The following is a 6,197-nucleotide window of genomic DNA, read 5'->3' as shown; positions in this document are numbered from 1 at the left end:
ATGGGAGCCGCTGGCGTTATTGAGGTCTATCCGGAGAGTTAGCGTGCAACGTTTATCCACGAGCTGCGCCGTCGCGGTGGCGGAATTGGCGTCGTGACGATGTGCATCGGAGGCGGGATGGAAGCATCGGATGTTCGACTGACTATGACTTGAGGAGGAATGTGATAGTGGCGACGGGAACGATACGTTTCGGCGGGCGGTTCGTCGTACAGGACAGCGATCCGGCGTCGGTAGTGACCCCGGAGGACTTCACGGAGGAGCAGATGATGATGGCCCAGGCGGCAGAGCAGTTCCTGGAGACGGAGCTGGCGCCTCGCGACGCGGAGGTCGAAGCGCTCAATTATGAGCTGACGGTTCAGCTCATGCGCAAAGCCGGGGAGCTGGGCCTGCTTGGCGCAGACGTGCCGGAGCTCTACGGCGGCATCGGGCTCGACAAGGTGAGCACGACGCTGCTTGCCGAGACGATGGCGAGGGCATCGTCGTTCGCATTGTCGGTCGGCGCTCATACCGGCATTGGGACGCTCCCGATCGTGTTCTTCGGCACGCCCGAGCAGAAGGCCAAGTATCTTCCGGACCTGGCGTCGGGGAATCGGATCGCGGCCTATTGCTTGACCGAGCCGGCTTCAGGTTCTGACGCGCTCGGTGCGAAGTCGACGGCGAAGCTGACGGAGGATGGGAAGTTTTATGTGCTTAACGGTTCCAAGTTATACATTACGAATGCGGGATTCGCAGACGTGTTCATCGTGTATGCAAAGGTGGACGGAGAACGATTTACGGCGTTTATCGTGGAACGGGAGATGGCGGGGTTCAGTATCGGTCCGGAGGAGCATAAGATGGGCATCAAGGGCTCTTCGACGTGCCCGCTGTTCTTCGAGGACGTCCACGTTCCGGTCGAGAATGTGCTAGGGGATGTCGGCAAAGGCCATCTTATCGCCTTCAACATTTTGAATATTGGCCGCTTCAAGCTCGGCGCGGCTTGCCTTGGCTCGTCGAAGGAGACCATTGAGCTGGCATCCGCTTACGCCAATACGCGCAAGCAGTTCGGTCACGAGCTGTCGCGTTACCCGCTTATCGGAGCCAAGCTTGCGGAGATGAACATTACGACGTTCGTGCTGGAGAGCATGGTATACCGGATCGCGGGTTACATTGATGCGACGCTGCGCGAGCTGGAGGAGCAGGAGGGGGGCGGAGACGATTACTCCGAAAGCTTGGCGGGTGCCGGGGCACGGGCGGTGAAGGCGATCAGCGAGTATGCGATAGAATGCTCGATTCTAAAGGTTTTTGCATCGGAGGCGCTTGATTCCGTCATCGACGAGGGCGTGCAGATTCACGGCGGCTATGGCTATATTCGCGAATATAAGGTAGAGCGGATTTATCGGGATTCGCGGATTAACCGGATTTTCGAGGGGACCAATGAGATCAACCGAATGCTCATCCCTGGCACGCTGCTCAAAAAGGCAATGAAAGGCGAGCTCCCGCTCATGGAAAAAACGCAGTCGCTTCTGGGCGAGCTGATGGGACCCATGTCGTTGCCGACATTCTCGGAGCCGCTTGACAAGGAAACTTACCGCGTTGCCCAAGCGAAAAAAACATTTCTCGCCATCGGCGGTCTCGCGGTCCAAAAGCTGGGCACGAAGCTTGAAAGAGAGCAGGAGGTGCTATGCGTATTAGCGGATCTGATGATTCAAGTCTTCGCGATGGAAAGCGCGCTGCTGCGGTCGCAGAAGATGCTGTCCGGAGAAGGGGGAGCGCGAACGGAGGACGCTCGCCTTGCGCTGTCTATGACGGAGGTGTTCGTGCAGGAGGCCATGGAGAAGATCGAATCGCTTGCCAAGACTGCGCTCTCTGCTCTGGAGCGCGGCGACGGGCTGCAGATGCAGCTGTCCGTCTTGAAGAAGCTGATGCGGGCGCCACTGTCGGATACGATCGCTCTCAAGCGAGAGATCGCGGCCCGCGTGATTCGCAGTGAACACTATGTCGTGTAGAGGGGGAGTGCAGCGATGGAATCGCGTAGACCTGGAGACCCGCTATCGTCCGATTCATTGCCGAACGAAGATTCGCGCGCCGCAGATCAGCAGGAGGGAAATTCGGCCGAAGCTGTATCCGCAGAGCCGCAAACACATGAGAACGCCTCGGAAGGGAGCCTCGCGGCTCCCGAACTTGCCGAGTCTGGGGAGGCTCGCGGGGATCGGGACGTTGCAGAGCCTGGGACTGGGGCGAGTCCGGCAGTTCTGAGCGAGCTTCAAGCTCAGAGCGGCGACACCGACTCGGGGGAAGAATCCTCCTCGCAGAACCAAGCGTCAGACGCTGTTCATGTCGATGATGAGACAGACATCTTCCTTAACTCGCCGGAAGCGATGGATCATGACGCCGATGCCGTCGGGGATGAGGGAGCGTCGACTCTGGCTGCGAGAATACCGGTTGATGCCATTCCGCCGCCGGAGGAGTCTGCTCCCGCATCGGAAGCGGCGCCTGAACCGGCAGCGGATCAAGCCGGGGATACCGAAGCGCTCCCGGGGGCGGATTCGCCTGCCGAGGAAACTTCGCCCGAAGTTGCGTTGGGCGTTCTGCAAGAAGCAGATGCCCCACCCGCCGAAGAGGATCCTTCGGGGGGCACCGCAGACCACGCGTCGAGCGAGAGCACTCCGCCTGGCGAGAAGGCGCCATTTAGCCGGCCTTGGCTGGCGAACTACCCGGCGGAGGTGCCGCATTCGCTGAGCTACCCGAATCAGAGCATCGCGCAGTTCCTGCTGGACTCGGTGGGACGTTTTCCCGATCACAAAGCGCTGCACTTCCTGGGCAAAACGATGACCTACCGCGAGCTCCATACCGCCGCCGTCCGATTGGCCACCGAACTCGTCGCGCTCGGAGTCTCGAAGGGCGACCGCGTTGCCATTATGCTGCCGAATTGTCCGCAGGCGGTCGTGTCTTACTATGGCGTGCTGCTCGCCGGCGCCGTCGTCGTGCAGACGAATCCGCTGTACGTGGAGCGGGAGCTGGAGCATCAATTAAAGGACAGCGGCGCCGTCGCGATCCTCACGGTTGATCTTCTTTACGGCAGGCTGTCGCGCGTTCGCGGCGACAAGCCGGAGGAAGGACCGGTTCCTGCACTTCGTCATGTCATTGTCACGTCCATTAAAGACGGTCTGCCCTTCCCGAAAAATTTGCTGTATCCCATCAAGCAGCGCAAGGAAGGATTTAAGAACGACATCCCGTACGGGAAGCACGGCGTGCTGGCGTACAAAAAGCTGCTCGCCGGGCACGCGCCTTCCGTGGAGCTGCCGGAGCTTGGACGCGGGGATGAGCTTGCGGCGCTGCAATACACCGGAGGCACCACCGGGACGCCAAAGGGAGTGATGCTGACGCACGGCAACTTGGTCTCCAACACGCTCCAGACGTCGGCATGGTGCTATAAGGCGGAGGACGGCAAGGAAAAATTTCTGGCGGCGCTGCCGTTATTTCATGTGTTCGGCTTGACGGTACTAATGAACATGTCCGTTTTGCGGGCCGGGATGCTCGTGCTGCTGCCGCGCTTCGAGCTGGACGCCGTGCTAAAGACGATCGACGACGAGAAACCGACGATTTTCCCTGGCGCTCCAACGATGTATGTGGCCCTGATCAACCATGCGAACGCCGCCAAAAACGATCTGTCTTCCATTAACGTGTGCATCAGCGGATCGTCGGCTCTGCCGCTGGAGGTTCAGGAGCAGTTCGAATCGCTTACGGGCGGCAGGCTGGTCGAAGGTTACGGCCTGACAGAGGCATCGCCAGTCACCCATGCGAATCCCATCTGGGGCAAGCGGAAAATCGGCACGATCGGCCTCCCGTTCCCGGATACCGATGTCGCGATTGTCGATCCGTCTACCGGACGCAGGCTGAAGACGGGGGAAATGGGCGAGCTTGTCGTTCGCGGCCCTCAGGTAATGTCAGGGTATTGGAACCGTCCCGAGGAAACTGCAGCAACGCTTCGAGAAGGCTGGCTCCATACGGGAGACTTGGCGACAATCGACGAAGAGGGCTACTGTACGATTATGGATCGAATCAAAGACGTCATTATCGCGAGCGGCTTCAATGTCTACCCGCGCGAGGTTGAGGAGGTGCTGTTCGAGCACCCGGCGGTGAGGGAGGCTGCCGTCATCGGAGTGAAGGACGAATACCGCGGCGAAACGGTGAAGGCTTTCATTGTGCTGAAGGAAGGCTGGCATGTGTCGGACAGTCAGCTTGACCGATGGTGCAGAGACCGTCTGGCCGCTTACAAGGTGCCGCACCGGTATGCATTTAGGGAAACGCTTCCAAAAACGATGGTAGGCAAGGTGCTGCGCCGCAAGTTGGTCGAAGAGGAAGCCGAGTCGATGGAGAAGGCGAAGGAGGGTTAGAAGGCAATGAGGGAAGACGAGGCAGCGCGCCGAGCCGAGGAGGCAGAAGCATGGCAGCGGCTTGCGGAGCGGGCCGAGGAGACTTTTTGGGGGAGGCTCGGGTGCAAGGTCGTGTCGGCGGACGGAGCCAAGACGACGATCAGTTTGAACATCGAGCCCTCTCATCTGAACATGCTGGGCATCGTGCATGGCGGAGTGCTGATGTCGATGATGGACAATGCAATGGGGCTACTCGTCATGCTTGCCGAGAGCAATGAGCGGACCGTTACCGCCAATATGAACACCCATTTCCTATCCAGTGCAAGGCAAGGAATTTTGATCTGCGAAGCGGAAACCATTCATCGCACAGGACGTACGATTACTTTGCGGGCGTCGGTCATGGATGGGGACGGCAAGCTTCTTGCCTGGGGGAGCGGAGCTTACCGGAAAATATGACAGCAAGAAAATTTTCCCATAAGGACAGTTTCCACGAGTTGCCAGTCTATGTTGATTTCGATATAATATTAGCTAATATATGGAATAATTTTTGTGCAATTTGACCCTACATTCCACGTCGGGATTCGCCGATATTTGAATTAGATTGGAGGTGGAGGCATGCCCCGGGATTGGGTTACGATCGCGTTGCTCGCATTCGGAATTGCGGTTGGCGTAGTCGGCGTAGTGGCTTATTTGCGTATGTACAGAAAGGAGAAACTCGCCGAATCCAAGTCCTCGGAGGATGCCTCCAGCACGGACTCGGAGGCAGATGACGAACGAAAACAGACCAAGGGTTAATTTTTGTTCACTTTCATAATTGTGGGCAAACTGATATAATAGTAAGAAAAATGAAAACATTGTGACTCATTGGCCATGGAGTTTGCCTGCACCGAAGGGGGTTCTTGCGGTGTAAGAGCCGCATACGTTCTCGGATTATACTGTTTAGGACGACCATCCATCGTATAAGGGAGGAGATTTCATGGCGAAGCATAGCCAGAATGAAGTCAAGGAAAGCCTGAAGGAACTTACGAGAATTTTCCAGCCCAAGGACCCGCGCAAGTTTGTGAAGGATTACATTCGCAAATATCGCATAACAGGCGGATATGAGGATGAGTTAACTTCCCTTGTCGAAGACGAGCTCGGCAGATTGAACTCCTCGGTAGGATGATGACACAGTGACAATTCAAGCTTTGTTTCCCGTTTGCAGGACGGGGAGCAGGGCTTTTTTATTTTAGGAAATTATGCGGCATAGCGTCCATAGGCGCATTTAACGCTTATGGCTCCAAAAAGTAGGCTTAACGAGTAGCTGTAGGCGTAAAAAACGCCTATGGACCAAACAGGGCCGCTTCGATAAGGGCGGAGAACAGCAGCCTGTTGACTCGGTACCATAGTACCGGGTTTATTATTATTTATGAGGAGGTGGATGCTATGGATGGCCTCACCGTAAGCCAGTTGGCCAAAGCATCTAACGTAAATGTAGAGACCATCAAATATTATGAGAGACGGGAACTGCTATCGAAACCCAATAGAAATAAAGCGGGATACCGAATGTTTTCGGAAGCGGCTGTTGAAGAAGTGAGTTTTATCAAGAAAGCGCAGAACTTGGGGTTTACTCTAAATGAAATCAAACATCTATTAGCTTTCGTCCAACAAGAGAACGACTACCCATCAAAGGATATGTACGAATTCGCCGCATTAAAGTTAAAAGAGATCGAAGAAAAAATCGCTCAGTTGGAAAATTTCAAATCGTTATTAAGGCAAGTCACTGCCATGCCGACACATCTGCTTCCTCTGCCAAAGCAGGAATGCCCCGTTCTAAAACAAATCATGAAGGGATGAAGCCGA

6 protein-coding genes are annotated in these 6,197 nt (G+C 56.2%); all 6 read left to right on the top strand.

Going from position 1 to position 6,197, the window contains the following annotated elements:
* The first annotated feature begins 164 nt into the window (after nucleotides 1–164).
* The 6 genes from B1748_RS24000 to B1748_RS23975 all read left to right on the top strand — a co-directional run bounded on the left by B1748_RS24000 (nucleotide 165) and on the right by B1748_RS23975 (nucleotide 6,191).
* The gene (locus B1748_RS24000) at nucleotides 165–1,985 is read left to right on the top strand and encodes an acyl-CoA dehydrogenase family protein (protein ID WP_373271300.1); all 1,821 of its coding nucleotides are present in this window, start codon (nucleotides 165–167) and stop codon (nucleotides 1,983–1,985) included.
* A gap of 372 nt (nucleotides 1,986–2,357) precedes the next feature.
* Nucleotides 2,358–4,376: a long-chain-fatty-acid--CoA ligase gene (locus B1748_RS23995; RefSeq protein ID WP_087570487.1), complete on the top strand. Its 2,019-nt coding sequence runs from the start codon at nucleotides 2,358–2,360 to the stop codon at nucleotides 4,374–4,376.
* A 6-nt stretch (nucleotides 4,377–4,382) separates the two neighbouring features.
* Nucleotides 4,383–4,811, top strand: coding sequence for a PaaI family thioesterase (locus B1748_RS23990; protein ID WP_087570477.1), 429 nt, complete (start codon nucleotides 4,383–4,385; stop codon nucleotides 4,809–4,811).
* A gap of 159 nt (nucleotides 4,812–4,970) precedes the next feature.
* Nucleotides 4,971–5,150 (top strand): hypothetical protein, encoded by a 180-nt coding sequence (locus tag B1748_RS23985; protein WP_087570476.1) that lies wholly within the window; start codon nucleotides 4,971–4,973, stop codon nucleotides 5,148–5,150.
* A 181-nt stretch (nucleotides 5,151–5,331) separates the two neighbouring features.
* On the top strand, nucleotides 5,332–5,520 hold the full coding sequence (locus tag B1748_RS23980) for a hypothetical protein (protein WP_068687297.1): 189 nt from the start codon (nucleotides 5,332–5,334) through the stop codon (nucleotides 5,518–5,520).
* Between the two features lie 260 nt (nucleotides 5,521–5,780).
* Entirely contained in the window at nucleotides 5,781–6,191 is a 411-nt protein-coding gene (locus B1748_RS23975) for a MerR family transcriptional regulator (RefSeq protein ID WP_087570475.1), read from the top strand.
* The last annotated feature ends 6 nt before the right edge of the window (nucleotides 6,192–6,197 follow it).

Origin of the sequence: Paenibacillus sp. MY03 (genome assembly GCF_002165585.1) — a bacterium.
GTDB lineage: Bacteria > Bacillota > Bacilli > Paenibacillales > Paenibacillaceae > Pristimantibacillus > Pristimantibacillus agaridevorans.
Note: the sequence above shows the minus strand (reverse complement) of the source record. Positions and strands in the feature narration are given on the sequence as shown.

Excerpts from the sequence above, each read along its gene's own strand:
- B1748_RS23995 (WP_087570487.1), top strand. The coding sequence starts at position 2,358 with ATGGATCATGACGCCGATGCCGTCGGGGATGAGGGAGCGTCGACTCTG.
- B1748_RS23990 (WP_087570477.1), top strand. The coding sequence starts at position 4,383 with ATGAGGGAAGACGAGGCAGCGCGCCGAGCCGAGGAGGCAGAAGCATGG.
- B1748_RS23985 (WP_087570476.1), top strand. The coding sequence starts at position 4,971 with ATGCCCCGGGATTGGGTTACGATCGCGTTGCTCGCATTCGGAATTGCG.
- B1748_RS23980 (WP_068687297.1), top strand. The coding sequence starts at position 5,332 with ATGGCGAAGCATAGCCAGAATGAAGTCAAGGAAAGCCTGAAGGAACTT.
- B1748_RS23975 (WP_087570475.1), top strand. The coding sequence starts at position 5,781 with ATGGATGGCCTCACCGTAAGCCAGTTGGCCAAAGCATCTAACGTAAAT.